General features: G+C 71.8%; 22 protein-coding genes and 1 pseudogene. 16 read left to right on the top strand and 7 right to left on the bottom strand.

Features of this window, described 5'->3' with window-relative positions; all coding sequences use genetic code 11:
- Positions 1-86 precede the first annotated feature (86 nt).
- Together OG599_RS28275 and OG599_RS28270 are read right to left on the bottom strand one after the other, a co-directional pair.
- The gene (locus OG599_RS28275; protein ID WP_327178788.1) at positions 87-2,180 is read right to left on the bottom strand and encodes a LamG domain-containing protein; all 2,094 of its coding nucleotides are present in this window, start codon (positions 2,178-2,180) and stop codon (positions 87-89) included.
- A gap of 204 nt (positions 2,181-2,384) precedes the next feature.
- Positions 2,385-3,665, bottom strand: coding sequence for a YihY/virulence factor BrkB family protein (locus OG599_RS28270; protein ID WP_327178787.1), 1,281 nt, complete (start codon positions 3,663-3,665; stop codon positions 2,385-2,387).
- Between the two features lie 17 nt (positions 3,666-3,682).
- Between OG599_RS28270 and OG599_RS28265 the strand changes: the two genes are divergently transcribed.
- The 15 genes and pseudogenes from OG599_RS28265 to OG599_RS28195 all read left to right on the top strand — a co-directional run bounded on the left by OG599_RS28265 (position 3,683) and on the right by OG599_RS28195 (position 18,591).
- On the top strand, positions 3,683-5,326 hold the full coding sequence (locus tag OG599_RS28265; protein ID WP_327178786.1) for an acyl-CoA dehydrogenase family protein: 1,644 nt from the start codon (positions 3,683-3,685) through the stop codon (positions 5,324-5,326).
- Between the two features lie 328 nt (positions 5,327-5,654).
- Positions 5,655-6,947, top strand: a complete 1,293-nt coding sequence (locus OG599_RS28260; RefSeq protein WP_327178785.1) for a GAF domain-containing protein — start codon at positions 5,655-5,657, stop codon at positions 6,945-6,947.
- A gap of 208 nt (positions 6,948-7,155) precedes the next feature.
- Positions 7,156-7,752, top strand: a complete 597-nt coding sequence (locus OG599_RS28255; RefSeq protein ID WP_327178784.1) for a GNAT family N-acetyltransferase — start codon at positions 7,156-7,158, stop codon at positions 7,750-7,752.
- A 288-nt stretch (positions 7,753-8,040) separates the two neighbouring features.
- A pseudogene (locus OG599_RS28250) lies at positions 8,041-8,112 on the top strand (putative leader peptide); the annotation flags it as partial.
- A gap of 112 nt (positions 8,113-8,224) precedes the next feature.
- Entirely contained in the window at positions 8,225-9,922 is a 1,698-nt protein-coding gene (locus OG599_RS28245) for a nitrite/sulfite reductase (protein WP_327178783.1), read from the top strand.
- Positions 9,919-10,098, top strand: coding sequence for a hypothetical protein (locus OG599_RS28240; protein ID WP_327178782.1), 180 nt, complete (start codon positions 9,919-9,921; stop codon positions 10,096-10,098). The genes OG599_RS28245 and OG599_RS28240 overlap by 4 nt, the downstream gene beginning before the upstream one ends.
- The gene (locus OG599_RS28235) at positions 10,095-10,811 is read left to right on the top strand and encodes a phosphoadenylyl-sulfate reductase (RefSeq protein WP_327178781.1); all 717 of its coding nucleotides are present in this window, start codon (positions 10,095-10,097) and stop codon (positions 10,809-10,811) included. The genes OG599_RS28240 and OG599_RS28235 overlap by 4 nt, the downstream gene beginning before the upstream one ends.
- Positions 10,811-11,380: an adenylyl-sulfate kinase gene (cysC, locus tag OG599_RS28230; RefSeq protein ID WP_327178780.1), complete on the top strand. Its 570-nt coding sequence runs from the start codon at positions 10,811-10,813 to the stop codon at positions 11,378-11,380. Before OG599_RS28235 ends, cysC begins: the two co-directional genes overlap by 1 nt.
- The gene (gene cysD, locus OG599_RS28225; RefSeq protein ID WP_327178779.1) at positions 11,377-12,312 is read left to right on the top strand and encodes a sulfate adenylyltransferase subunit CysD; all 936 of its coding nucleotides are present in this window, start codon (positions 11,377-11,379) and stop codon (positions 12,310-12,312) included. The genes cysC and cysD overlap by 4 nt, the downstream gene beginning before the upstream one ends.
- Positions 12,313-13,656 (top strand): sulfate adenylyltransferase subunit 1, encoded by a 1,344-nt coding sequence (locus tag OG599_RS28220; RefSeq protein WP_327178778.1) that lies wholly within the window; start codon positions 12,313-12,315, stop codon positions 13,654-13,656.
- Between the two features lie 233 nt (positions 13,657-13,889).
- A complete protein-coding gene (locus tag OG599_RS28215) occupies positions 13,890-15,011 on the top strand; it encodes an aliphatic sulfonate ABC transporter substrate-binding protein (protein ID WP_327178777.1) in 1,122 nt (373 codons plus the stop codon).
- Positions 15,012-15,054: 43 nt separating this feature from the next.
- Positions 15,055-15,846 carry an ABC transporter ATP-binding protein gene (locus OG599_RS28210; protein ID WP_327178776.1) on the top strand — a complete coding sequence of 264 codons (792 nt, stop codon included), beginning with the start codon at positions 15,055-15,057 and terminating at the stop codon, positions 15,844-15,846.
- Positions 15,833-16,747: an ABC transporter permease gene (locus tag OG599_RS28205; protein WP_327178775.1), complete on the top strand. Its 915-nt coding sequence runs from the start codon at positions 15,833-15,835 to the stop codon at positions 16,745-16,747. The genes OG599_RS28210 and OG599_RS28205 overlap by 14 nt, the downstream gene beginning before the upstream one ends.
- A gap of 9 nt (positions 16,748-16,756) precedes the next feature.
- Positions 16,757-17,548: a sirohydrochlorin chelatase gene (locus OG599_RS28200; RefSeq protein ID WP_327178774.1), complete on the top strand. Its 792-nt coding sequence runs from the start codon at positions 16,757-16,759 to the stop codon at positions 17,546-17,548.
- Between the two features lie 185 nt (positions 17,549-17,733).
- Positions 17,734-18,591: an ABC transporter ATP-binding protein gene (locus tag OG599_RS28195; protein WP_442809717.1), complete on the top strand. Its 858-nt coding sequence runs from the start codon at positions 17,734-17,736 to the stop codon at positions 18,589-18,591.
- Between the two features lie 18 nt (positions 18,592-18,609).
- On the opposite strand, the gene OG599_RS28190 is transcribed toward OG599_RS28195, so the two are convergent.
- Both OG599_RS28190 and OG599_RS28185 read right to left on the bottom strand, forming a co-directional pair.
- Positions 18,610-18,993 (bottom strand): nuclear transport factor 2 family protein, encoded by a 384-nt coding sequence (locus OG599_RS28190; RefSeq protein WP_327178773.1) that lies wholly within the window; start codon positions 18,991-18,993, stop codon positions 18,610-18,612.
- Entirely contained in the window at positions 18,986-19,534 is a 549-nt protein-coding gene (locus OG599_RS28185; protein WP_327178772.1) for a DUF1697 domain-containing protein, read from the bottom strand. Before OG599_RS28185 ends, OG599_RS28190 begins: the two co-directional genes overlap by 8 nt.
- A 214-nt stretch (positions 19,535-19,748) precedes the next feature.
- On the opposite strand from OG599_RS28185, the gene OG599_RS28180 reads away from it, so the two are divergent.
- Positions 19,749-20,501, top strand: coding sequence for an SDR family oxidoreductase (locus OG599_RS28180; RefSeq protein ID WP_327178771.1), 753 nt, complete (start codon positions 19,749-19,751; stop codon positions 20,499-20,501).
- A 95-nt stretch (positions 20,502-20,596) separates the two neighbouring features.
- Here the strand turns inward: OG599_RS28180 and OG599_RS28175 are convergent, their stop codons facing one another.
- Genes OG599_RS28175 through OG599_RS28165 form a run of 3 tightly spaced genes read right to left on the bottom strand, consistent with a single transcriptional unit; the run spans position 20,597 to position 23,708 of the window.
- Positions 20,597-21,895, bottom strand: a complete 1,299-nt coding sequence (locus OG599_RS28175; protein WP_327178770.1) for an ABC transporter substrate-binding protein — start codon at positions 21,893-21,895, stop codon at positions 20,597-20,599.
- Positions 21,895-22,734 carry a carbohydrate ABC transporter permease gene (locus OG599_RS28170; protein ID WP_327178769.1) on the bottom strand — a complete coding sequence of 280 codons (840 nt, stop codon included), beginning with the start codon at positions 22,732-22,734 and terminating at the stop codon, positions 21,895-21,897. The genes OG599_RS28175 and OG599_RS28170 overlap by 1 nt, the downstream gene beginning before the upstream one ends.
- On the bottom strand, positions 22,731-23,708 hold the full coding sequence (locus OG599_RS28165; protein ID WP_327178768.1) for a carbohydrate ABC transporter permease: 978 nt from the start codon (positions 23,706-23,708) through the stop codon (positions 22,731-22,733). The genes OG599_RS28170 and OG599_RS28165 overlap by 4 nt, the downstream gene beginning before the upstream one ends.
- Positions 23,709-23,750 lie beyond the last annotated feature (42 nt).

The raw sequence follows: 23,750 nt of genomic DNA, 5'->3' as shown, positions 1-23,750 counted from the left end.
ACCGGAGGAGCCCCGCACGGGCGGCGGGGTGGGCGGCCGGGGTGGGCGCGGCCGGGCGGCGCCCGTGGAGAGCGCCGCCCGCCTGCTCACAGGTCCGGGTGCTCTCCCGGTACGGACAGCTCGTAGATCTCCGCCTCCGACAGCAGACCTGCGTAGGTGCGCACTTCGTCCACGTCGCCGTCGAGGTAGTGGGCTCCGCCCTGTCCGTCGCCGTCCCGGCCCACCTGGAGGCTCCGGTAGGCGTTCCAGGCGTCTTCCGCCGCGTACGGGGCGCTGTCGACGAGGTAGCCGTCGAGGAAGAGGCGGACCTGGGCGGCCGTGCTGTCGTACTGCACCGCGAGGCTGTGCATGCCGTCGAAGCAGAGGGCGGTCAGCCTCGTGGTCTCCGCCTCGGCGCTGTCCGCGTGGGCGAAGACGGCCTCCCACGCGGCGTCGGCCGCCCGGTAGCGCAGGGTGAAGGCGTCGGCCTGGTCGCCGCCCTGGGCGAGGAGCGCCATGTCCCGGTCGGGCGTCGACGGGTGGATACGTACCTGGGCCGTGACGGTGTAGCTCCGGTCGGTGTCGATCTGGTGGCTGTCACTGTCGAGGTGGTCGCCGTCGCCGTCGAGGGAGATGCTGCCCGCGCCGGTCAGCGGGTCGGTGGTGTCGAGGTGGGCGTCCCCGTCGAGGATGAGGCTCTGCCGGCCCCCTGCGTCCGGGGTGTCGGTCGTCGGACCGTCGGTGCGCACGGTGTCCATCGCCCAGTAGCCGGTGCGCTGGGGCGTGCGGTGGCCGAGCGCGGCGATCTCGTCGGACCCGACGAGGCGGTCCCAGACCGTCACGTCGGCGAGGTCGCCCTGCCAGGCTCCGGTCCAGTGGGTTCCGTCGCTCTCCAGCTCGCGTCCGATCTGCACGTGTCCGAGGGGCTGTCCGTCCGGGACGGCCGTGTCGCCGGAGGCGACCAGGGCCCCGTCGACGTAGAGCCGCGCGGTGCCCGCCACCGGGTCCTGGACGCCGGTGAGGTGGGACCACTCCCCCGGTACGGGCGTGCCGCCGGTGATCCGGTCCACGTCACCGGAGCCGGCCGGCCCCGAAGGCAGGGAGAAGGCGAAGGACGGTTTCCCGTCGTCGTCGACGGTGGTGCCCAGAGCGAAGTCGGAGGGGGCCAGGAAGCCGGTCTGGCTGACCGCCGTCATGCCGCGGCCGACGTCCTCGGGACGGACCCACGCGCTCACGGTGAAGGTGGTGGCGGGGTCCGCGGCCGTGGCCTCGGACCGGAGGCCGTCGCCGTAGGTACCGGCGAAGGACGCAGCCCCGGTCAGGGGCGTACCGCTCGGTCCTTCCGAGCCGAAGACGACGCCGGACGAGGCCGTCGCCGGTACTCCGGGGGCGGCTTCGGCGCTCGTGGAGTCCGCCGGGTCGTCGAGCTTCCACCGGGCGACGGGGCCCGCGGGCGAACCGATCCGGAGCCAGTGCAAGGTGGGGTCGCTGACGTTCCCGGCCCCGTCGGCCGTCTGCACCTCCAGGACCGACACCCCCGTCGAGCGGGGCGTGATGCGTACCGTCACCGGCTCTCCGGGGTGGTCGGGGCGTGCCGTGAGGAGGGGCCCTCCGCCGAAGGTGTAGCGGTAGGAGGTGGCGTCGGGCGAGGTGGAGGAGAAGGTGACGGTGCGGTAGCGGCCCATCATGTCCAGCCACTCGTCGCCGTCGAGCGGTACGTCGGACGAGGAGACCTGCGGAGCGGCCGGCACCTGGGTGTCCATGGCGTACAGGCAGCGGCCCTGTCCCTGCTCGTCGCTCCACGGGCCGTACCCGTCGGCGTCCTCGGCCCGGACCCGCCAGCTGACGGGCCCGTCCGGGACGGTGCCCGGCACGGTGACGGAGAACTGCGATCCGCTGGGCTTGGCCGTGGTGTCCAGGGTCAGGCTGCTCGGCGACGTGGCGCCGGGGGCGTTCCAGCTCACCTCGAACCGGCCGCTGACCGGATCGCCGTCGGGGTCGCTCAGCACGGCCCGGAGCGTCGGTGAGAAGCGCATCGCGGTGGGCGTCACCACGTCGCAGGGGCGGTATTCCGTGGTCAGTCGGTCGAGTGGCGGGCGGTCCGGCGTGTGCGTGGACAGCGCGAAGGCGGGCAAGGGAGCGCCCACCGCCACCCCCGTGGTGAGGGCGACGGTCAGGACGCGGAAGGCAAGGGTGCGCAAGGCGTGAACTCCCCGTTCGTTCGGCAGGGGGCCCACGGCTCGCCCGTGGCATCGACGTGACCGGCCCGTGCCGGGCCCGCGCGCGTCACAGGGCGCACACCCGTACCGGGCGCCGCGCCTGTCCCCCGCCGCGACATTAATCCCGACTGGCGTCCGACCGCCCCCGCTTTTCCCGCCCGCCGTGCGGAGCGCCCGGCTCCAGTCCTACTTCGGCGGCCCCGGCCGCCAGGTGGAGCCGCCGACCGGGCCGTCGGCGGAGTTCGGCTCCTGGTCCTCCGTGCCGTCCCAGCGCGCCCTGTCCTCCCGGTGGGCCTTGTCGTCCCGGTGCGCCCTGTGTTCCCTGGTCTCCCTCGACTCCTTGTCCCAGGCCGCGTGGAGCCGTGACTTCAGGTCGTCCGGGGGCAGGAAGCGGGACCAGCGTTCGGGGAACTCGGAGGGCATGTCGCCGCCGTCGTCGGCGCCGTCCTCGTCGTCCGCGTACATCGCCCAGGCCGACGGCCGGGTCCTGGCCACGAACTCGGCGGCCTGGGCGGCACGGGCGAGGTCGTTGGCCTCGCGGGCGGCGGCCGTGGCCAGGGACGGCCACACCCGGTCGATGGCGGCGTTCACCGCGGCCCCGACGAGCACCGCGAAGGCGGAGACGCCGATCCACAGGAGTACGGCGATGGGGGCGGCCAGCGAGCCGTAGATGGTCGGGCCCTCGACGGTGCTGGTCAGGTAGAACCGCAGGACGAAGCTGCCGATCACCCACATCGCCAGGGCCACCAGTGCCCCCGGGACGTCCTCGATCCAGGGCGACCGCACGGGGACGGACACGTGGTAGAGGGTGGTCAGGAAGGCGATGGTCAGCACGATGCCCAGCGGCCAGTACAGGACGGCGAGGACCTCGGTGCCCCAGGGGACCAGCTCGACGACCCGGTCCGGGCCCGCCACCAGCAGCGGCAGCACCACCGCGCCCAGCAGCAGGGCGACGACGTACAGCAGGAAGGCGAGCAGGCGGGTCTTGACGATGCCGCGCTGGCCGTCGAGTCCGTACATCACGGTGATGGTCTCGACGAAGACGTTCACCGCGCGGGAGCCCGACCACAGGGCGATGGCGAAGCCGATGGAGATGACGTCGGGGCGCGCCCCGTGGGTGATGTCGTCCAGGAGCGGCTTGGCGAAGTCGTTGACGCCGCGCTCGGAGAGGACGGTCTGCGCGGCGTCGAGGATGTTGCGCTCGATGGAGGCGACCGTGGTGGTGGACGTCCAGTCGTCGACGTACCCGAGGAGGCCGATCAGTCCGAGCAGCAGGGGCGGCAGGGACAGCAGGGTGAAGAACGCCGCCTCGGCCGCGAGCCCCAGGATGCGGTACTCCATGCACGAGTTGACGGTGTCCTTGAGCAGATGCCACGCCATCTGCCGTTTGGAGACGTTGCGGTAGAGAACTCGGGCACGGTGGAGCCGGCTCGATCTCCGCTCGGGTGTTTCATTTGCTGCCTGCACGTCCTTACCGTATCGGCATGGCAGCCACCACCCACACAGTGACCAATCAGGTACCGCCGCTGGTCGGCTACGACGTCTTCGGCGCGGACCGCGCCCTGTCCGAAGCGGTGGAACGACATCTCGCCCCCGGAATCCTGCCCGAGGCCCGGCAGGAGCTGAGCACGCTCGGCCAGGCGGCCGGATCGGCCCAGGTGCAGGAGTGGGGGGCGCAGGCGAACGAGAATCCGCCGGAACTGCGCACCCACGACCGGTACGGACACCGGATCGACGAGGTCGCGTTCCATCCGGCGTGGCACCGTCTGCTGGGTCACGCCGTGACGGCCGGGCTCACGGACGCCTGGGGCCGGGAGGGCGGCCACGTCCGGCGCGCGGCGGGCTTCCTGGTCTGGACGCAGGCCGAGGCGGGGCACGGCTGCCCGCTGTCGATGACGCACGCCGCGGTGCCCGCGCTCCGTACCGACCCGGAGCTCGCCGCCGTGTGGGAGCCCCTGCTGACCTCCCACGTGTACGAGGAGGGGCTGCGGCCCGCCACGGAGAAGTCCGGGGTCCTCTTCGGGATGGGGATGACCGAGAAGCAGGGCGGTACGGACGTCCGCTCCAACACCACCCGGGCCGAGCCGCTCGCCGCCGGGGGCGAGTACCTGCTCACCGGGCACAAGTGGTTCTGCTCCGCGCCCATGTCGGACGGTTTCCTGGTCCTGGCGCAGGCCCCGGGCGGTCTGACCTGCTTCCTGGTGCCGCGGGTGCTGCCGGACGCCTCCCGGAACGTGTTCGCGATCCAGCGGCTCAAGGACAAGCTGGGCAACCGGTCCAACGCGTCGAGCGAGGTCGAGTTCGACGGGACGTGGGCCCGCCGGGTCGGCGAGGAGGGCCGGGGGGTGCGCACCATCATCGAGATGGTCGCGGCGACCCGGCTGGACTGCGTCGTCGGTTCCGCCGCGCTGATGCGGCAGGCTGTGGCGCAGGCGATCCACCACAGCACCCACCGGAGCGCGTTCGGCGGGCTGCTGATCGAGAAGCCGCTGATGCGCAACGTGCTGGCCGACCTGGCCCTGGAGTCGGAGGCGGCGACGGTGCTGGGGATGCGGCTGGCCGCCGCGTACGACACCGACACCGAGGAGGAGCGGGCGTTCCTGCGGCTCGCCGTACCGGCAGCGAAGTACTGGGTGACCAAGCGGTGCACCGCGGTGGTGGGCGAGGCGCTGGAGTGCCTGGGCGGCAACGGGTACGTCGAGGAGTCGGGGATGCCCCGGCTGCTGCGCGAGGCGCCCCTCAACTCCATCTGGGAGGGCTCGGGCAATGTGCAGGCCCTCGACGTGCTGCGCGCGCTCCAGCGGGAGCCGAGGGCGCTGGACGCGCTGCTGCGGGAGGTCGGGAAGGCGCGGGGAGCCGATCACCGGCTGGACGCGGCGATCAAGGACCTGCTGACCGAACTGGCCGATCTGGACGGGGTCGAGGCGCGGGCCCGGCGGATCGTCGAGCGGATCGCGCTGGTGCTCCAGGGGTCGCTGCTGGTGCGCTGGGCGCCGCCGGAGGTCGCCGACGCGTTCTGCGCCTCGCGGCTGGGCGGTGACTGGGGTTCGGCGTTCGGGACGCTGCCGCACACGCTCGGCCTGGCGTCCGTCGTCTCGCGGGCACGGCCGGTCGTGGACGGGCGCTGAGCCGGGGCCTGTCGCGGAGTGCAGGGGGTTCGCCGGCGGGCGGCCGACGGGCACGGGCGGCCGGTGACAGCGAAGGAGGGTGGTGCTGCGCCGACACGGCACCACCCTCCCCGCCGGTGCTGCACCGGGCGGCGCCGACGCGAAGCCGCGCCGAACGGTGTGGACACATTCTCACCCTTCGCCCGAGGCTTGGCCAGAGTTGCAAAGGGTTGCAAGCGGGGCGGGCACGTGGAACGCGCGGGCCCCCAGCGGCGATGAGGATGAGTACCTTGGGACCTCGACCGGGGCCCGAGGCACCTTGTGTGGGGGAGAACTCGTGAAGCCAGTGATGGAGACAGGCTCTGCCCGAACGCCCCCGCCGGCGCCCGCCGACGCGGTACGCGCGCTCCGCCGGGCCCGCGACGCGCGGCTCTCGGGCCGGCCGGCCGGCGCGGCGCCCCGGGCGGAGATCGACGCTTCCTGGTCCAGGGCGCTGCGCAGCGGGGTCGATCCGGAGCGGGCGCCGGACGGCGCGCTGATGGAGGCCGAGGAGATCGAGCACGAGCGGCGGTCCACGGCGCTCGGCGCGGTGATTCCGTCGCTGCGCGAAGGCCTGGCCTCCTTCGTGGACGTCACCCGGCAGATCATGGTGGTCACCGACGCGCAGGGACGCGTGCTGTGGCGCCAGGGCGACCGTTCCGTGCTGCGACGGGCGGGGGGCATCCGGCTGGAGGAGGGTGCCACGTGGACCGAGCCGGTGCGGGGGACCAACGCGATCGGTACGTCGCTGGCCGCGCGTACCCCCGTTCGGGTGCACTCCGCGGAGCATTTCGTGGACGTCCTGCAAAGCTGGACGTGCGCCGCATCCCCCGTGCGTGACCCGCGTGACGGGCGGTTGATCGGCATCGTCGACGTCAGCGGTCCGGAGTCCACCTTCCACCCGGCGACGCTGGCCCTGGTGGATTCGGTGGCCAAGCTCGCCGAGAGCGAGATACGCAACCGCCACCTGGCGACGATCGAGCGGCTGCGGTCCGTGGCGGCGCCGATCCTCTGCCGGATCGGCGGCCGGGCGCTCGCCGTCGACACTCACGGATGGCTGGCGGCGGTGGCCGGAATGCCGCCGGTGGACCGGCTGCCGCTGCCCAAGTCGCTCGCTGCCGGCCGGGTGTGGTTCCCGTCGCTGGGGATGTGCCGGGTGGAGCCGCTGCCCGGGGGCTGGCTGGTCCAGGTGGTGGACGGGACGTCCCAGAACGCCTCGGACGGGCCGCCGCGCCGGGTGGTGCTGGACCTGGGGCGGGCCGGGCAGCCGGTGGTGCACGTGGCCGGGCCGGTCGGGACCTGGACGCAGCGGCTCTCGCCCCGGCACGCGGAGATGCTGTACGCGCTGGCGCTGCGCACGGAGGGGTGTACGGCCTCCGAGCTGGCGCGGGACATCTTCGGCGACGGCACCCGCACGGTGACGGTGCGCGCCGAGATCTCCCGGATGCGCCGTCACCTCGCGGAGGTGCTGGCGCACCGCCCGTACCGCTTCCGGGAGGGGGTCGACGTGGAGGTCGTGCACCCGGAGGAACCGGCCGATCTGCTGCCGAACTCGACCGCGCCGGTGGTGGTGCGCGCCAGGGCGTCGGCGCGGAACTCCTGAGGGCGAGGACGTTCCTGGGGTCCGGGGCGCCTTCGGGAGACGGCCCCCCGGATTACGGGCGCCCCGGACACTCCGGAAGACAGCGCGTGGGGCACCGACGCCCCGGAAGACGGCGCGTGGGGCACGGACGCCCCGGAGGGCGGCCCGTTCCGGCCCGTCCCGCCCCCCGCCTCGCCGCCCGGGTGGCCCTCGTGGTTCCCTGACGCCCATGAACAGCCCCGATCGCCCCGCCGCCCCCACCACCGACGTGACCACCTGGTCCCTGGAGCAGACCTCTCCCGCCGATCTCGAACCCGCGAAGGCGCCGGACGGCGACGTGACGGTCGTCCGTGCCGAGGTGCCGTCGCCGGAGTTCAGCCGTTTCCTCTACACGGCGGTCGGCGGGGACGTCCGGTGGACGGACCGGCTCGGCCTGACGTACGCGCAGTGGCAGGAGATCGTGGACCGGCCTGGGGCCGAGACATGGGTGGCGTACGTCGACGGGACGCCGGCCGGGTACATCGAGCTGGACCCGCAGGACGACGGTGTCGTGGAGATCATGTACTTCGGGCTCCTTCCCGCCTTCCGGGGGCGCCGGATCGGCGGCCATCTGCTCGGTGTGGGCGTCGCGCGCGCCTGGGATCTCGCCGAGCGGTGGCCCGGGCGGCAGGCGACCCGCAGGGTGTGGGTGCACACCTGCTCGCTGGACGGTCCGCACGCCCTGGCCAACTACGAGCGCCGTGGGTTCCGGCTCTTCGACACGAAGGTCGCGCCGGAGCCCGAGGTGGCGGCCCCCGGACCGTGGCCGGGGGCGTTTCCCGTCTGAGCGGGAGGGGCGCGCGCCGGAGCATTCCGGCGCGCGCCCCGGCGTATCCGGACGTACCCCCGGCGCACCCACCCAGGCTGAGCTGGGCGTCCACCAGCTGAACACCCGCCTGATGGAGGGCCCGTGGGCACCTTTTGGGACATTGCGGGACCTATGAGGACCCAACGGTGACGCGTACGGGTGACACAAGCCACATCGTCTCACCGTGCGAGACGATCTCGTCCGCATGATGGATAGCTATGGACTGGCCGGAGATGCGCGTGACACGCTTCCGTCATGTCTGGAACTGGAATTGCCTTGGTGAGTCGACGTCACGTCGACCTCTGCCGCATGTCCAGCGCCATCTGTCCGGCGGGCTGAGAGTCCCAGCACCGCCGCGCTCCCTTTCCTCTGCAAGCCCCGTCGCACCACCGCGTCCACGCGAGTGCGCAGCTCAGAGCCGCCCTCCCGCAGTCCCGAAGGACGTATTGTCATGGCCGCTACCCCTGAACAGCCTGCGACCACCACGCCTCGCCGCAAGGCCGGACGCCACCGCGGCGAGGGCCAGTGGGCGATGGGGCATTACACCCCCCTCAACGGGAACGAGCAGTTCAAGAAGGACGACGACGCTCTCAATGTGCGCGCCCGCATCGAGAACATCTACTCCAAGCGCGGTTTCGACTCGATCGACCCGAACGACCTTCGTGGACGCATGCGTTGGTGGGGTCTGTACACCCAGCGCAAGCCCGGCATCGACGGCGGCAAGACCGCCGTGCTGGAGCCGGAGGAGCTGGACGACCGCTTCTTCATGCTCCGCGTACGCATCGACGGCGGCCGGCTGACCTCCGCCCAGCTGCGGGTGATCGGTGAGATCTCCCAGCAGTACGCCCGCGGTACCGCGGACATCACGGACCGTCAGAACATCCAGCTGCACTGGATCGCCATCGAGGACGTCCCGGCGATCTGGGAGAAGCTGGAGGCCGTCGGACTCTCCACCACGGAGGCCTGCGGCGACTGCCCCCGCGTGATCATCGGTTCGCCGGTGGCGGGCATCGCGGCCGACGAGATCATCGACGGCACACCCGCGGTGGACGAGATCCACGAGCGGTACATCGGCAGCAAGGAATTCTCCAACCTGCCCCGCAAGTTCAAGACCGCGATCTCCGGTTCGCCGGTCCAGGACGTGGTCCACGAGATCAACGACATCGCCTTCGTCGGCGTCGAACACCCCGAGCACGGGGCCGGGTTCGACGTCTGGGTCGGCGGCGGTCTCTCCACCAACCCGCGGTTCGCCGAACGCCTGGGCGCCTGGGTGCCGTTGGACGAGGTACCGGACGTGTGGGCCGGGGTCGTGGGGATCTTCCGCGACTACGGCTACCGCCGGCTGCGCACCCGCGCCCGGCTGAAGTTCCTGATGGCCGACTGGGGACCCGCCAAGTTCCGCCAGGTGCTGGAGGACGAGTACCTCAAGCGCCCGCTGCTGGACGGCCCCGCCCCCGCGCAGCCCACCTCCCGCTGGCGCGACCACATCGGCGTGCACGAGCAGAACGACGGGAACTTCTACGTCGGCTTCGCCCCGCGCGTCGGCCGGGTGGACGGCGCCACGCTCACCAAGATCGCGGACCTCGCGGCCGCGCACGGTTCGGACCGGCTGCGCACCACCGTCGAGCAGAAGATGATCGTCCTCGACGTGGCGCCGGACCAGGTCGAATCGCTGGTCGAAGGGCTGGAGGCGCTGGACTTCCAGGTCCGCCCCTCGTCCTTCCGGCGCGGCACGATGGCCTGCACCGGCATCGAGTTCTGCAAGCTGGCGATCGTCGAGACGAAGGCGCGCGGCGCCTCGCTCATCGACGAACTGGAGCGCCGCCTGCCGGAGTTCGACGAGCCGCTCACCATCAACATCAACGGGTGCCCCAACGCCTGTGCCCGTATCCAGACCGCGGACATCGGTCTCAAGGGCCAGTTGATGCTGGACGGCGACGGCAACCAGGTGGAGGGCTACCAGGTGCACCTGGGCGGCGCGCTCGGTCTGGAGGCCGGTTTCGGCCGCAAGGTCCGTGGCCTGAAGGTCACTTCGGCCGAGCTGCCGGACTACGTCGAGCGGGTGCTGGGCCGCTACCAGGAGGAGCGCGAAGAGGGCGAGCGCTTCGCCACCTGGGCGGCGCGGGCCACCGCGGAGTCGCTGTCATGAGCGAGCGAGCCGCACCGTTCTACTGCCCGTACTGCGGCGACGAGGACCTGCGCCCGCACGAGACCGGGCACGGCGCCTGGGAATGTGCGTCCTGCAACCGCGCGTTCCAGCTGAAGTTCCTGGGCCTGCTGACCCAGGGACTGGTGCGCGACGGAGCGGAAGGAGAACGCACATGACGAACTCTCTGCGGGCCGGTGGGCTCACCGACGCCGAGCTGGAGGAACTCGCCGAGCGGGCGGGCCGGGAGCTGGAGGACGCCTCGGCGCTGGACATCCTCGGCTGGGCGGCGGACACCTTCGGCGAGCGGTTCTGCGTCACCTCCTCGATGGAGGACGCGGTGGTGGCCCACCTCGCGTCCCGGGCCCGGCCCGGTGTGGACGTGGTCTTCCTCGACACCGGCTACCACTTCCCCGAGACCATCGGGACGCGGGACGCGGTGGAGGCGGTGATGGACGTGAAGGTCATCACCTTGACGCCCCGTCAGTCGGTGGCCGAGCAGGACGCCGAGTACGGCCCGAAGCTGCACGACCGCGACCCCGACCTCTGCTGCGCGCTGCGCAAGGTGAAGCCGCTCGAAGAGGGGCTGACCGGCTACACCGCCTGGGCGACCGGGCTGCGCCGCGACGAGTCCCCGACCCGGGCCAATACCCCGGTGGTCGGCTGGGACGCGAGGCGCCGCAAGGTGAAGGTCTCGCCGATCGCCCGCTGGACGCAGGACGACGTGGACGCCTACGTGCTGGAGCACGGGGTGCTCACCAACCCGCTGCTGATGGACGGTTACGCCTCCGTCGGCTGCGCGCCCTGCACCCGCCGGGTGCTGGAGGGCGAGGACGCGCGCGCCGGCCGCTGGGCGGGTCGGGGCAAGACCGAGTGCGGGCTGCACGGCTGATGACGACTGATCAGGAGATATCGATGAGCGTGACGGAGACGGGAGCCACCGTCTGGCTGACCGGTCTGCCGAGCGCGGGCAAGACCACCATCGCGTACGAACTCGCGGGCCGGCTGAAGAGCGGCGGCCACCGGGTGGAGGTCCTCGACGGTGACGAGATCCGGGAGTTCCTCTCCGCGGGTCTCGGCTTCTCCCGCGAGGACCGCCACACGAACGTGCAGCGGATCGGCTTCGTCGCCGAGCTGCTCGCGGCGAACGGCGTGAAGGTGCTGGTTCCGGTGATCGCTCCGTACGCGGACAGTCGTGACGCCGTCCGCAAGCGGCACCACTCCGAGGGCACCCCCTATCTGGAGGTGCACGTGGCCACGCCCGTCGAGGTGTGCTCCGTGCGCGACGTGAAGGGGCTGTACGCCAAGCAGGCCGCGGGCGAGATCAGCGGGCTCACCGGGGTCGACGACCCCTACGAGGCGCCCGAATCACCCGACCTGCGGATCGAGTCGCACCAGCAGACCGTGCAGGAGTCCGCAAGCGCGCTCCACGCGCTGCTCACCGAGAGGGGCCTGGCGTGACGTCCGTCGCCACCGTGCCGGAAGGCACCGTCCACCCGTACGCGCTCAGCCACCTGGACTCGTTGGAGTCGGAGGCGGTGCACATCTTCCGTGAGGTGGCGGGGGAGTTCGAGCGGCCGGTGATCCTCTTCTCCGGCGGCAAGGACTCCATCGTGATGCTCCACCTCGCGCTGAAGGCCTTCGCCCCCGCACCGATCCCCTTCACCCTCCTGCACGTCGACACCGGCCACAACTTCCCCGAGGTCCTCGACTACCGCGACCGCACGGTGACCGCCCACGGGCTGCGCCTGCACATCGCCTCCGTCCAGGAGTACATCGACGCCGGCACCCTGCGCGAACGCCCCGACGGCACCCGCAACCCCCTCCAGACCGTCCCCCTCACCGAAGCCATCCAGCACCACCGCTTCGACGCCGTCTTCGGCGGCGGACGCCGCGACGAGGAGAAGGCCCGCGCCAAGGAACGCGTCTTCTCCCTGCGCGACGAGTTCTCCCAGTGGGACCCCCGCCGCCAGCGCCCCGAACTCTGGCAGCTCTACAACGGCCGCCACGCCCCCGGCGAACACGTCCGCGTCTTCCCGATCTCCAACTGGACCGAACTCGACGTCTGGCAGTACATCCAGCGCGAACACATCGAGCTCCCCGCCATCTACTTCGCCCACCACCGCGAGGTCTTCAACCGCGGCGGCATGTGGCTCACCGCCGGCGACTGGGGCGGCCCCAAGGACACCGAACCCACCCAGACCCGCCTCGTGCGCTACCGCACCGTGGGCGACATGTCCTGCACCGGAGCCGTCGACTCCGACGCCACCACCCTCGACGCCGTCATCACCGAAATCGCCGCCTCCCGCCTCACCGAACGCGGCGCCACCCGCGCCGACGACAAGATGAGCGAAGCCGCGATGGAAGACCGCAAGCGCGAGGGGTACTTCTAAATGACCACCACCACACAGCCGTTGGCAGAGACCACGCTGCTGCGCTTCGCCACCGCCGGCTCCGTCGACGACGGCAAGTCCACCCTCGTCGGCCGCCTCCTCCACGACTCCAAGTCGGTCCTCACCGACCAGCTCGAAGCCGTCGAACACGCCTCCCGCAACCGCGGCCAGGACACCCCCGACCTCGCCCTCCTCACCGACGGCCTGCGCGCCGAACGCGAGCAGGGCATCACCATCGACGTCGCCTACCGCTACTTCGCCACCCCCCGGCGCCGGTTCATCCTCGCCGACACCCCCGGCCACGTGCAGTACACCCGCAACATGGTCACCGGCGCCTCCACCGCCGAACTCGCCGTCGTCCTCGTCGACGCCCGCAACGGCGTCGTCGAACAGACCCGCCGCCACGCCGCCGTCGCCGCACTCCTCCGCGTCCCCCACGTCGTCCTCGCCGTCAACAAGATGGACCTCGTGGGGTACGAGGAGCCGGTGTTCGCCGCGATAGCCAAGGAGTTCACCGCGTACGCGGCCTCCCTCGGCGTCCCGGAGATCACCGCGATCCCCATCTCCGCGCTGGCCGGGGACAACGTCGTGGACCCGTCCGCGCACATGGACTGGTACGGCGGCCCGACGGTCCTGGAGCACCTGGAGACCGTCCCGGTCAGCCACGACCTCACCGAGTGCCCGGCGCGCTTCCCGGTGCAGTACGTGATCCGGCCGCAGACCGCCGAGCACCCGGACTACCGGGGCTACGCGGGCCAGATCGCCTCCGGCGTGCTGCGGGTCGGCGAGCCCGTCACCGTACTGCCCTCGGGCCGTACGACGACGGTCGCGGGCATCGACGCGCTGGGCGTGAGCGTGGACACCGCGTGGGCCCCGCAGTCGGTGACGGTGCGGCTCGCGGACGACGTGGACGTCTCGCGCGGCGACCTGATCGCGCCGAGCGGCAGCCTCCCGGCCTCCACCCAGGACGTCGAGGCGACCGTCTGCCACGTCGCCGACCAGCCGCTCTCGGTCGGTCAGCGGGTGCTGCTGAAGCACACCACGCGCACCGTCAAGGCGATCGTGAAGGACATCCCCTCGCGGCTCACGCTCGACGACCTCTCCCAGCACCCCGCCCCGGGGCAGCTGGTCGCCAACGACATCGGGCGGGTGGTGGTGCGTACCGCCGAACCGCTCGCGCTCGACGCGTACGCCGACTCCCGGCGTACCGGCTCGTTCCTCCTGATCGACCCCGCGGACGGTACGACCCTCTCGGCCGGCATGGCGGGCGCCTCGTTCGCCGAGGCCGCCCGGGGCGCGTCCGTACCCGAAGCGGCCGACGACGACGCCGAATGGGACTTCTGATGGGAACCGATTTCTTCTCCTCCTTCGCCAAGGAGGGCGGCCGGGTGGGCAGCGGTGCCCTCGGCAGCGGTCAGGGCGGGGTGGCGCGATGTGCGCGATGACGTACGCGCACTGCCTGCGCGCCCTCCCGCACCACACGCACCGCCCGTACAGACGAAGACCTGCCGACTGCCCGGCCACGCCCTCGGAGACCCGAGGGACGTAGAGCCCGGCCAACGAGAGGAAAGCCTCCCGTGCCAGCCACCCGTACCACCGTCCGCCGCAGCCTCGTCGCTGCCGCCGCACTGCCGCTGCTCGCCGTGGTTCTCACCGCCTGCGGCTACGGCTCCGAGTCGACCGACGACGACTCGAAGAAGACGGACGCCGCCGCCACCGCCGGGGCGGAGAAGCTCTCCGCGGACAGCGTGAGCATCGGGTACTTCCCGAACCTCACGCACGCCACCGCCCTGGTCGGAGTCCAGGAGGGCACCTTCCAGAAGGAGCTCGGTGGCACGAAGGTCAAGACCTCGACCTTCAACGCGGGCCCGTCCGAGATCGAGGCGCTCAACGCCGGCTCGATCGACATCGGCTTCATCGGCCCCTCGCCGTCCATCAACGGCTTCACCAAGTCCCAGGGCAAGGGCCTGCGGATCATCGGTGGTTCGGCCTCCGGCGGCGTGAAGCTCGTCGTGAACCCGGACAAGATCAAGACGCTGGCGGACCTCAAGGGCAAGAAGATCGCCACCCCGCAGCTCGGCAACACGCAGGACGTGGCGTTCCTCAACTGGATATCCGAGCAGGGCTGGAAGGTCGACGCGCAGAGCGGCAAGGGTGACGTCTCCGTCGTCCGCTCGGACAACAAGGTGACGCCGGACGCGTACAAGGCCGGTTCCCTGGACGGCGCCTGGGTCCCCGAGCCGACCGCGTCCAAGCTGGTCTCCGAGGGCGCCAAGGTGCTGCTCGACGAGACGACGCTGTGGCCGGACAACAAGTTCGTCATCACCAACATCATCGTGTCGCAGAAGTTCCTGACCGAGCACCCCGACGTGGTCGAGGCGGTCCTGCGCGGTTCGGTGAAGACGAACAAGTGGATCAACGCGAACCCGGACCTGGCCAAGGCGTCCACCAACAAGGCGCTGGAGGCGCTCAGCGGCAAGGCGCTCGCCCCCGAGATCCTGGACCCGGCCTGGAAGTCGATCCTGGTCACCAATGACCCGCTGGCCGCCACGCTGAACGCGGAGGCCGACCACGCGGTGAAGGCGGGCCTGCTGGAGAAGCCCAACCTGGACGGCATCTACGACCTGACCCTGCTCAACAAGGTCCTGAAGGCCGAGGGCGAGCCCGCGGTCGACGACGCCGGTCTCGGCGTCAAGTAGTCCGTCCGCCCACCCGAACCAGGATTCCCAGGAGGTGACGACCATGGCGACCAGCACCCTCACCAAGGCCGAGGACCGCGCGTCGGTCGAGCACGCCGCTCGTATCACCCACGTCTCGAAGTCCTTCGCCGGACCCACCGGTCAGCAGCTCGTCCTGGACGACATCACGCTCGATGTCGCTCCCGGCGAGTTCGTCACCCTCCTGGGAGCCTCCGGGTGCGGCAAGTCGACGCTGCTCAACCTGGTGGCGGGGCTCGACCGCCCGTCCGCGGGGTCCATCGAGACCCCCGGCGGGCGGCCGGCCCTGATGTTCCAGGAGCACGCCCTCTTCCCGTGGCTCACCGCGGGCAAGAACATCGAACTCGCCCTGCGGCTGCGCGGGGTGGCCAAGGCCGAGCGCCGCCCCGAGGCGGAGCGGCTGCTCGAACTCGTACGCCTCGGCGGGGCGTACGGCAAGCGGGTGCACGAGCTCTCCGGCGGTATGCGCCAGCGGGTCGCGATGGCCCGCGCGCTCGCCCAGGACAGCCAACTGCTGCTGATGGACGAGCCGTTCGCGGCGCTCGACGCGATCACTCGCGACGTGCTGCACGACGAACTCACCCGGATCTGGCGGGAGACCAACGCCTCGGTCCTCTTCGTCACCCACAACGTGCGCGAGGCGGTGCGCCTCGCCCAGCGGGTCGTGCTGCTGTCGTCCCGGCCGGGACGGATCGCCCGCGAGTGGACGGTCGGCATCGAACACCCGCGCCGCATCGAGGACTCCGCCGTGGCGGAGCTCTCCGTCGAGATCACCGAAGAACTGCGTGGGGAGATCCGCCGCCATGGCCAGCACTGACATCAAGTCCGCCGACCCGGTGGGCGGCGCCGGCACCGCGAAGCGCGACGACCTCGCGGGCCTGGAGGCCGGGCTCGACGCGCTGGACGCCGTACAGGTCCGGCGCACCCCGGTACGGGAGATCCTCGGCCAGAAGGTCCTGCCGCCGGTCCTCGCGGTGGTCCTGGTCGTCCTGGTCTGGCAGGTGCTGGTCTGGGCGAAGGTCACCGACGACTACAAGCTGCCGCCGCCGTCCGCCGTCTGGGACAGCGCGTCCGACATGTGGGTCAAGGGCACGCTGCTGGAGGTCATCTGGACCAGCGTCTCGCGTGGCCTGCTCGGCTTCGTGCTCGCGGTCGTCATCGGTACCCCGCTCGGCCTGCTGGTGGCCCGGGTGCGGGTCGTCCGCGCGGCGCTCGGCCCGATCCTCTCCGGTCTCCAGTCGCTGCCCTCGGTGGCCTGGGTCGCCCCGGCCGTCATCTGGCTCGGTCTCGTGGACCGGACGATGTACGCGGTGATCCTGCTCGGCGCCGTACCGTCGATCGCCAACGGCCTGGTCTCCGGCGTCGACCAGGTCCCGCCGCTCTTCCTCCGCGCGGGCCGCACCATCGGCGCCACCGGGCTGCGCGGCACCTGGCACATCGTGCTGCCGGCGGCACTCCCCGGTTACCTCGCGGGGCTGAAGCAGGGCTGGGCCTTCTCCTGGCGCTCGCTGATGGCCGCCGAGATCATCGCCTCCTCCCCCGATCTCGGCCTGGGGCTGGGGCAGTTGCTGGAGAACGGCCGCAACAACTTCGACATGCCCGGCATCTTCCTGTCGATCCTGCTCATCCTGTTCGTCGGCGTCGCGATCGACCTGCTGATCTTCAGTCCGCTGGAGCGGTGGGTGCTGCGCAGCCGCGGTCTTCTCGTCAAGAACTGAGTCACCTCCATGCACGCACCCGTCCTCCTCGTCATCGCCCACGGCAGCCGCGATCCGCGGCACGCGGCGACCGTGCACGCGCTCACCGCGCGGGCACGGTCGCTGCGGCCGGGGCTCCGCGTGGAGACGGGCTTCCTCGACTTCAACGCGCCGTCGGTGCCCAGGGTGCTGGAACGCCTGCACGCCCTGAGCACCTCGGGCGACTCGGGCGCCCCGGGCGCGGAAGAGGTCGTCGCGCTGCCGCTGCTGCTCACCCGGGCCTTCCACGCCAAGACCGACATCCCGTCGGTGCTGCGCGAGGCCGGGGCCCGGCTGCCCCGGCTGCGCATCCGGCAGGCAGGCGTTCTCGGCCCGTCCCCGCTGCTCCACTCCGCCTTGGAGCAGCGGTTGTACGAGGCCGGGCTCACCGCCGCCGACAAGCGCTCGACGGGGCTGGTTCTGGCCTCGGCGGGCTCCACGGACCCGGAGGCGATCGCAGTGATCGCTGAAATCGCGCGGGAGCTGCGGCACACCGGTTGGTGCGCCGTGCGGCCTGCGTTCGCCTCCGCCAATGCGCCCGGTGGGTTCCCCCGCACCGGGGACGCGGTGCGCGCGCTGCGCGCCGAGGGGGTGGACCGGGTGGCCGTGGCGCCGTACGTCATCGCGCCCGGCCGGCTTCCGGACCGGATCGTCGCGGGTGCGGCCGAGGCCGGCGCGGACGTGCTCTCCGAGGTGCTCGGGGCCTCCCCGGCCCTGGCCCGGCTGCTGCTGGCGCGGTACGACGAGGCGCGGGCGGCCCGGGCGCTTCCCCTGTCGGCCTGACCGCGACCTCATCGGGTTCGTCGGCCTGACCGCGACCTCATCGGGTTCGTCGGCCTGACCGCGACCTCGCGGGCCTCGCGGGCCTCGTCGGCCGGAAAGCGTCCCCGGGTGGCCGACCCGGCTCCACGTCCACATCCCGGACCGATAAGGTCCACAGGTCGGATGCATGGATGTAAGGAGCAACCATCGTGACCACGGCCCCCGTCGCCCGCCCCCACTCCTTCCCCGCCGAGCCCTCCCCCGCGGAGCCGGTACCGGTGATCCACGCCGACGAGGTCGCCGTGGTCCGTGACGGCAGGGCGATCCTGGACACCGTCTCGCTCACCGTCCGGCAGGGCGAGCACTGGGCGCTCCTGGGTGCCAACGGCGCCGGGAAGAGCACCCTGCTGGGGCTGCTCGGCGCGGTCACCCACCCCACCCGGGGCACGGTGCAGGTGCTCGGCAGGACGCTGGGCCGGGTGGATCTGCGGGAGCTGCGTACGCTGCTCGGGCACGTCAACCCCCGCCACCCGCTCCAATCATCGCTGACGGTTCGCCAGGTCGCCTTGACGGGCCTCACCAACTCGGTCGAGCCGCTGCCGCGTTGGTCGCCGACCGCCGACGAGCGGGCGCGGGCGGACGAGCTGCTGGCGATGCTCGGGATGGGCGGCAAGGAGGCGTCGCGCTGGCCTGCGCTCTCCCAGGGCGAGCGGGGCAGGACGCTGATCGCGCGCAGCCTGATGCCGAGTCCCCGGCTGCTGCTCCTCGACGAACCGGCCACCGGCCTGGACCTGGCGGCCCGGGAGCAGCTGCTGGACAGTCTGGACGCCCTGCGCGAGGAGCACCCGGAGCTGGCGACGGTGCTGGTCACGCACCATCTGGAGGAGCTGCCCGCGTCCACGACGCACGCGATGCTGCTGCGCGGCGGGAAGTGTGTGGCGTCGGGGCCTGCCGACGAGGTGCTGACCACGGACCGGGTCAGCGACTGCTTCGGCCACCCGGTGCGCATCACGCGCACGGAGGGTCGCTGGAGCGCACGGGCACAGCGGGTCACCCGCCGCTGATCCGGGGCGCGCCCCGGATCAGGCCTGGTTGAACGGGTCCTCGACGAACGGGGTGGCCTGGTGGAAGTAGAGCTGCCAGCCCCCGTCGGTCAGCCGCCACAGTGAACTCCGGTGTGCGCGGCTGCCTTTGTGCTCGGTGTCGAAGGTCAGGTGGACGAGACCGGGGCAGAGCTCGACGCCCTCCATCCGGGAGGCGGTCAGCGGGCCGGGGCGGGTGGTGGCCTCGGAGGTGAGTTCCGCGATGATCGCGGCGCGGTCCCAGAGCCGGCCGCTGGTGCCGATCTCGCGGAACTCGGGGTGCAGCACCGTCGCGAGGAGCGGCGCTGAGCCGCGTACCTCGGGGTCGAGCAGGCGCAGCTCGTTCTCGATGGCCTCGGCCACCGGGTACGGGAGTTCAGTCACGGGTCAGCTCCACGAGCTTGGCCACGGTGTTCCAGTTGCGGCTGGTGGCGACGAGCCCCTTGGTGACGGCCGGCCGGGCGAGGGCGGCGGCGAGGTCGGAGCGGCCGAGGCCGTCCGGGGCGTAGAGGTAAAGGGCGCGGTCGCCGAGCCGGAACTCCTCCGGCAGGTGGGCGGCGGGGTCCACCGGTGCGAAGCGGTCCTCGGTGACCGGCTCGTCGTAGAAGGTGACGTGCAGCTGTTTCCCCTCCAACTCCGCGGCGGGGAAGGGGCATGCGTCGGCGACGGCGCGGAGGTAGGCGCCGGAGCGGACGAGGCAGTCGACGGCGAACCCGAAGTGCTTCTCGACGGCCCGTTCGATCTCCGCCGCGACCTCCTTCTCGTCGTCGCTCGTCGCGGTGAGGACCGCATTGCCGCTCTGCAGGTACGTGGTCACACCGCTGTGGCCCAGTTCCGTGAGGAGCGCGCGCAGTTCCGGCATGGGCACCCTGCGGTGGCCCCCGACGTTGATGCCGCGCAGCAGGAGTGCGTACGTCGTCGTCATGGGGCTCACCCTAAGGGCTGCCCCGGACAGGTGATCCGGGACGGAGGAATTCCCTCGGCCGTCCGGCCGAAGGCCGCCTTCCCCGGTCCGGGCGCCCGCGTGCCGACCGCCCCGGGCGGAGGGATGATCGGTGCCGGAGGGCGCCGGAGCAGGTCGGCGGAGTTCTCCCTGGAAGATCCGTTCGAAGCCCGATGCCCGGTGACAGGAGATCCGCGTGAAGATCGCAGTGGCCGGCGGCACCGGCACCGTCGGGCGGCATGTGGTCGACGTGGTCCGCGAGCGGGGCCACGAGGCGGTGGTGCTGTCCCGTTCGAACGGTGTCGACCTGGTCTCCGGCTCCGGTGCGGACGAGGCGCTCCAGGGGGTCACGGCGGTGGTGGACGTGACGTCGAAGCAGACCATGTCCGCCAAGGCGTCGGCGGAGTTCTTCACCTCGGTGACCCGGCTGTTGCAGGCCTCGGAGCAGGCGGCCGGGGTGGGGCACCACGTCGCGCTGTCGATCGTCGGCATCGACCGGGCCCCGCACGGCTACTACGCCGGCAAGGTGGCCCAGGAGCGGCTGGTCGAGAGCGGCGCGGTGCCGTGGACGATCCTGCGGGCGACGCAGTTCCACGAGTTCGCGGGGCAGATCCACGGGCAGATCAGGGTGGGCCCGCTGGTGGCCGTACCGAGGATGAAGTCCGAGCCGGTCGCCGCCCGCGAGGTGGCCGAGCGGCTGGTGGAGCTGGCCACCGGCTCCCCTGCGGGGCGCGTCCCCGACCTGGGCGGGCCGCGGGTCGAGTCGATGTCCGCGATGGTCAGGGCGTACGCGCACCACACGGGCAAGCGGGGTCCGGTCGTGGAGGTCCCGCTGCCCGGCGCGATGGGCCGGGCCATGCGGGACGGGAGCCTGGTCACCCGGGAGCCCGCCGACCACGGGACGCTCACCTACGCGCAGTGGCTCTGGCTCCAGCGGCCCACCGTGTAGCCACGGCCCGCGCACGGGCAGCCGCCCGCGCAGCCACGCGCCGCGCGGGCGGCCCACCGTGCAGCCGCTCCCCCGCACGGGCGGGGTCCGGCGGGTCAGCGCTGGTAGCGGGCGAGGACCCGGTTCCCGTCGTCCACCAGCCGGTCCGTCAGCTCGTCGAGGCCGATCGTGCCGCTGTAGTACTCCTGGAGCGCGGGGGTGGCCACCTTGTCCTTCCACTCCGGGTAGCCGCGTACGGACTGGGCGGGGGCCGGTCGGAGCTGCTGGGCCAGGGCGGTGCCGGTGGCCCAGCCCTGGTCCTCGGTGTGCAAAGCCGGGTCGGCGAGCGCCTTCGTGCCGGTGGGCAGCATCCAGTCGCCCTTGGCGAGGCGGACCGTGTTGGGCGGGTCGAGCAGGAAGTCGATGAACTCCACCGCCTCCTTCTTGTGCGGGCTGTCCTCGGAGACGGAGAGGGTCTGCGGGCTCACCCCCTGGGCCGTGCCGTCGCTGCCGGCGGGTGCGGGCAGCACGCTCCACTCGAAGCCCTCGGGGGCCTGTTCGACGACCTGCTGCCGGTAGGCGAAGCCGAGCGGCACCATGGCGTACTTGCCGCCGAAGAACCCGGGCAGGGTGTCGGAACCGCCCATGCCGAGGGCGGTCCGGGCGGCGCTGTGGTCGACGGTGACCTGGTCGTGGATGGTCCGGGGCACCACGGAGTCGCCCTCGCCGAAGCGGAGGTCCACCTTCCCGTCCTCGCCCCGGTGGAAGAGCTGTCCTCCGGCGGAGAGCCCGAGGTTGAGGGTGACGGAGACGGGTTCCTTGAGCGGCCAGGCGACCCCGTACCGGCCCTTGCCGGTGAGCTCCTTGGTGACCTGGCGGAACTCCTGCCAGCTCCACGGCCGGTCGGCGGTGGGGATGCGGACGCCCGAGGCCCTGAGGATCTTGGTGTTGGCGATGAGGACCTTGGGTTCCTGGAGGAACGGCACGCCGTAGACGCCGCCGTCGAAGGTGGTGGTGGACCAGGATGCCGCCGGGATGTCCTCGGTCAGCCGGCCGGGCAGGAGGGTACGGAGATCGGCGAGGTAGCCGCCGTACGCGAAGTCGGCGAGGTCGTCGGAGGCGTCGTGGATGATGTCGGGCGCCTCGCCGCCCTCGAACGAGGTCAGCAACTGGTCGTGGACGCTGTCCCAGCTGCCCTGGACGTAGTCCACCTGGATGTCGGGGTGGGTGGCGTTCCACTCCGCGACGAGTTCCTTGTTGGCCTTGACGGACTCCGTCTGCCAGGCCAGCGACTGGAAGCGCAGGTGCACCGTCCCGTCGGCGTCGGTGCCGTCCGCGCCGCCGCCGGAGCATCCGGCGAGCAGCAGGGTGAGCGCGGTGGCCGCCGCGGCGGCCGCCCTGGTGAGCGCGCGCATCAGCTCTTCACCGCCCCGGCCAGCATGCCGCCGGTGATCCGGCGCTGGATGAAGGCGAAGAGGAGCAGCGAGGGCAGGGTGGCGAGGAACGCGGCGGCGGCGAGCGGACCGAGGTCGGCCGCGCCCTCGGCTCCGATGAAGTGGGTGAGGACGACCGGCAAGGTCTGCTTCTCCGGGGTCTTGAGCAGGACGAGGGCGAAGAAGAACTCGTTCCAGGCGGTGATGAACGCGAAGAGGGCGGTGGCCACGATGCCGGGGGCCAGCAGCGGGGCGGTGACCGAGACGAGGGTGCGCAGGCGTCCGGCGCCGTCGACGGAGGCGGCTTCCTCCAGTTCTGCGGGGACGGCCCGGACGTAGCCGACCAGCATCCAGAGCGCGAAGGGAAGCGACCAGACGACGTAGACCATGATCAGGCCCGCCAGGGAGTTGATCAGGTGCAGGTTCTTGAGGATGAGGAAGAGCGGGATGATCAGCAGGACGAAGGGGAACGCCTGGCTGATCACGACCCAGCCGGTGGCGGCGGCCGAGAGCTTGCCGCGGTGGCGGGCCATCACGTAGGCCATCGGGGTGGCGATCAGGACGCAGATCATTCCGGCGCTGACGGCGGCCAGGACCGAGTTCCCGGCGGCCTGGAGCAGCGGCTGCTCGTCGAAGGCCTGGCGGAAGTTGTCCAGGGTGGGGTGCCGGGGAATCCAGGTGGGGTGCAGCGAGCCCAGTTCGCGGGCGGGTTTGAAGGCCGTGGAGATCAGCCAGAGGAACGGGAAGGCCAGGAAGACGAGGTACCCGGTGAGCGCGAGGTACTGCCCCGCGCGGGTGGCACGTCCGGTACGCATGCTCACTTGTCGTCGCCTCCCCGGAGCCGGCCGGCGAGGTACACGGCGAGGATCACGGAGATCACCGCGACCATCACACAGCCCATCGCCGCCGCGTAGCCGAACTGTCCGTACCGGAAGGCCTCTTCGTACGCGAAGAGCATCGGCAGCCGGGTCCGTCCGCCGGGTCCGCCGCTGGTCAGGACGTAGACCAGGGCGAAGGAGTTGAAGTTCCAGATGAAGTTGAGCGCCGTGATGGAGAGCGCGACGGGTTTGAGTGCGGGCCAGGTGACGGTACGGAAGCGGCGCCAGGCCCCGGCGCCGTCGAGGGCGGCGGCCTCGTGGAGTTCGTGCGGGGTGTTCTGGAGTCCGGCCAGCAGGGCGACGGTGGACTGGGGCATTCCGGCCCAGACGCCCACGACGATCACGGCGGGCAGCGCGGTACCGAAGCCGGTGAGCCAGTCGCGGCCGTCACCGAGGCCGAGGTCGCGGATGGTCTCGTTGAGGATGCCGGCGTCCGGGTTGTAGACCAGCCGCCACATGATGCCGACGACGACCTCGGGCATCGCCCAGGGGATGATCGCCAGCGCGCGGGCCAGCCAGCGCATCCGCAGGTTCTCGTTGAGCAGCAGCGCGAGGCCGAGGGCGAGCACGAACTGGGGGACGGTGACGCCGACCGCCCAGAGCAGTCCGATCCGGAAGGAGTCCCAGAAGAGGGTGTCGTGCAGGAGGTCCTGGAAGTTCAGCGCGCCGATCCACTGGGTGGAGCGGGTGCGGCCCGACTGCGCGTCGGTGAACGCGAGCCCGATGCCGTAGAGCAGCGGTCCGACGCTGAGGACGAGGATCGGGAGGAGCGCGGGCAGCACCAGGAACCAGGTGGCCCTGTCCCGGGCGGCCCGTTCGCCGCCGCGCCCGTCGTCCGCGCGGCGCTGCCTCGGCCACCGACCGCCCGACCACCGACCGCCCGTCCGCTCCGTCGCGGCCGGAGTCGCCAATGTCACTGTCTGCCCTCTTCGTCTCATCTGATCGGCTTCCTGCCGCTC

Origin of the sequence: Streptomyces sp. NBC_01335 (assembly GCF_035953295.1) — a bacterium.
Classification (GTDB): Bacteria; Actinomycetota; Actinomycetes; order Streptomycetales; family Streptomycetaceae; genus Streptomyces.
Note: the sequence above shows the minus strand (reverse complement) of the source record. Positions and strands in the feature narration are given on the sequence as shown.

Coding starts and splice junctions, on each gene's coding strand:
- cysC (WP_327178780.1), top strand. CDS start 10,811: ATGACGACTGATCAGGAGATATCGATGAGCGTGACGGAGACGGGAGCC.
- OG599_RS28185 (WP_327178772.1), bottom strand. CDS start 19,534: ATGACGACGACGTACGCACTCCTGCTGCGCGGCATCAACGTCGGGGGC.
- OG599_RS28265 (WP_327178786.1), top strand. CDS start 3,683: ATGGCAGCCACCACCCACACAGTGACCAATCAGGTACCGCCGCTGGTC.
- OG599_RS28245 (WP_327178783.1), top strand. CDS start 8,225: ATGGCCGCTACCCCTGAACAGCCTGCGACCACCACGCCTCGCCGCAAG.
- OG599_RS28205 (WP_327178775.1), top strand. CDS start 15,833: ATGGCCAGCACTGACATCAAGTCCGCCGACCCGGTGGGCGGCGCCGGC.
- OG599_RS28220 (WP_327178778.1), top strand. CDS start 12,313: ATGACCACCACCACACAGCCGTTGGCAGAGACCACGCTGCTGCGCTTC.
- OG599_RS28210 (WP_327178776.1), top strand. CDS start 15,055: ATGGCGACCAGCACCCTCACCAAGGCCGAGGACCGCGCGTCGGTCGAG.
- OG599_RS28200 (WP_327178774.1), top strand. CDS start 16,757: ATGCACGCACCCGTCCTCCTCGTCATCGCCCACGGCAGCCGCGATCCG.
- OG599_RS28235 (WP_327178781.1), top strand. CDS start 10,095: ATGACGAACTCTCTGCGGGCCGGTGGGCTCACCGACGCCGAGCTGGAG.
- OG599_RS28255 (WP_327178784.1), top strand. CDS start 7,156: ATGAACAGCCCCGATCGCCCCGCCGCCCCCACCACCGACGTGACCACC.
- OG599_RS28175 (WP_327178770.1), bottom strand. CDS start 21,895: ATGCGCGCGCTCACCAGGGCGGCCGCCGCGGCGGCCACCGCGCTCACC.
- OG599_RS28240 (WP_327178782.1), top strand. CDS start 9,919: ATGAGCGAGCGAGCCGCACCGTTCTACTGCCCGTACTGCGGCGACGAG.
- OG599_RS28260 (WP_327178785.1), top strand. CDS start 5,655: ATGGAGACAGGCTCTGCCCGAACGCCCCCGCCGGCGCCCGCCGACGCG.